This window comes from Streptomyces sulfonofaciens, assembly GCF_014656295.1.
Lineage (GTDB): Bacteria > Actinomycetota > Actinomycetes > Streptomycetales > Streptomycetaceae > Streptomyces > Streptomyces sulfonofaciens.
Genome location: NZ_BNCD01000062.1, coordinates 1 through 2,101, shown reverse-complemented (window position 1 = coordinate 2,101; position 2,101 = coordinate 1). Strand labels below are relative to the sequence as shown.

The window sequence follows — 2,101 nt, the reverse complement described above, 5'->3', positions numbered from 1 at the left end:
TGGCTCCGACGCCGTGATCACACCAGACACGACAAGATCATCCCACCTGTGACCAGCAGTTACGGGACAGCCCTTAGCTGCGGCAATCACGGGTACGAGGAAGACAAGACACAGGGGCCTCGCCTGGTTCAACGACTTATTCGGTAGGTACCTTGGGCCGTGGGCAACGAACGGGGCACACTTCTACATCGGCGGAGCGAAGGGCATCGACAGTCTCAGCCTGCTGTGGCTCGCTGGGAATTCAACGAGCCACATCACCGTCGTTGTGCCGGGCACGGTCGGGCAACAACCAGCCGAGGCCCGGCAAGCCATCGAGCGGTGCCGCGACCGAATCGGCGAGATCATCGAGCTCCACGCCGCCGAGTTGCTGGCGCCGGCGTATCACGCACGTAACCGGCACATGGTCGACCGGGCTCAGATGGTAATCGGCTTTCCTCTGGAAGGCCCGGAAGGCACTTCGGGCACGTGGCAGACGATCAACTACGCATCCTCTCAGGGGAAACCTCGGCTAATCGTTCCTGTTTGAGCTGGTGAGCGGGCATCATAAGGAGCATGAGCGCGCAAGACAGACTCGTCGGCGCTGCCACACTCAAACGTCTGCGGCTCGCCCGCGGGTGGTCCCTCGCCGACCTCGCCCGCGCCGTCAGCACGAAGGCGAAAGAACTCGGGCAACCGCTCGACGCGAGCGTCGCGAGTGTGCAGCGTTCGGTCGCACGGTGGGAGTCCAGCAAAGGGCCGATCCTCCCAGGAGACCGGTATCAACTGCTCCTCGCACATGTGTACGCCCGCAGCGCACATGGGCAGCTCGCGCTCAGCGTGGGCTCGGACTTCAGCGAGTTACTTTACGCACTCGGGCACCTCGGGGAGAGTGAGCGACGCCTCAATGACCTGCGCACCTTGCTGGTGCGGACCGCGACCGACGGCGGAAGTGGACTGCTCGCACTACTCGGCCCCTCAACGCAGCGCGTTCTTGCAGACGCCCTCGCCGACCCATCGAAGCTCGACGAGGAACTGCTAGAGGCTATGGGCATTGCGATTAGGGATGTGAACAGGCAGGTCGGGAGTCTGCCCTTTGTTCGGGTGCAACTGATGCTCACGCCGATCGTTGAGTCTTGCCGTCGTCTGCTCGATGGGACTGTTCCTGATGCGGTACTACTGCACCTCCGAGCAGTCGCCGCGCAGGCGTACACCCTTGCCGGGCGAGCGGCATTCGAGACACGCGACGACGAGGCCTCTCGGGCGTTGTACGCCGCGGCGGCGGGCGGCGTCGGCCCACCCTGGCGCCGAGCCGTCGTCCATATGAGCCACGCCCTGGTCACCCTGTACTCGACACCCGGCATCGAGGCGGCCCAGCAGCTCGTCGACGCCGCTGTGCGTGACGCACGAGCGGGCGAGAGTGTAATGGTCCGGGCTCGGGCGCATGCCCTACAGGCAGAGATTGCGGCACGTGCGGGCTCCGCCAGGCACGCGAAGGCTGCACTCGCGCTGGCTTGGTACGACATAGACAGTGACTGCGACGGCGACCCGTCGCCTGCATCATTCTCGGCCGCCCATCTGCGAGGGTTTGAAGGACTCACAGAGCTCTACGTCGGCGACCCTTCAAAGGCACACGACTACTTCGCCCAGTCGGCCGAGGCGCTTCACACGCCCCGCGAGCGAGTGCAGCATGCGATCGTCTCAACAGATCAGGCACTCGCTCGCATTCGTCTCAATGACCCAGAAGCAGCTACTGAACTGCTACACGGATGCGTTGACGCAGCTTCCGCAACAGGGGGCCGTGTCGCTGCGATCAGACTGCGGCGCGCCCGCGCCTATCTCCGTCCATGGCGACGTGAGGACTGGTTCGCCGACTTTGATGATCACCTAATCGAATCATTCGGCGCATAAGCGGGCCAAATACGCACAAAACACAGTGAGCCTTTTCCACCTGCGGGCCGGGCTGGTCAGTTCGGCTGACAGACGGGTGAAACCCCGGGTAGATGGGTTTTCGACCAAGAAGGACCCGTGCCCACCAGAGGCTTCGTATGCCTGTCTACCCGTCGGGGCTGGACGTGTCCAGCTCTGCCCTGCGCTTCCTCGCCGCTCGTCTGCGGGAACACCG

Annotated in this window: 2 protein-coding genes and 1 pseudogene; all 3 read left to right on the top strand. The window is 64.0% G+C overall.

The annotated features are described in order from the left end of the window. The first annotated feature begins 85 nt into the window (after nucleotides 1-85). Nucleotides 86-526, top strand: a complete 441-nt coding sequence (locus IE313_RS34555; protein WP_189939329.1) for a hypothetical protein — start codon at nucleotides 86-88, stop codon at nucleotides 524-526. Between the two features lie 26 nt (nucleotides 527-552). Continuing rightward, nucleotides 553-1,887 (top strand): NsdA family TPR-like regulatory protein, encoded by a 1,335-nt coding sequence (locus tag IE313_RS34550; protein WP_189939328.1) that lies wholly within the window; start codon nucleotides 553-555, stop codon nucleotides 1,885-1,887. A gap of 137 nt (nucleotides 1,888-2,024) precedes the next feature. Then, nucleotides 2,025-2,101, top strand: a pseudogene (locus IE313_RS34545) (IS5/IS1182 family transposase); the annotation flags it as partial.

What these genes read in the sequence shown, in the direction of transcription:
- IE313_RS34550 (WP_189939328.1), top strand. Translation starts at nt 553, where the DNA reads ATGAGCGCGCAAGACAGACTCGTCGGCGCTGCCACACTCAAACGTCTG.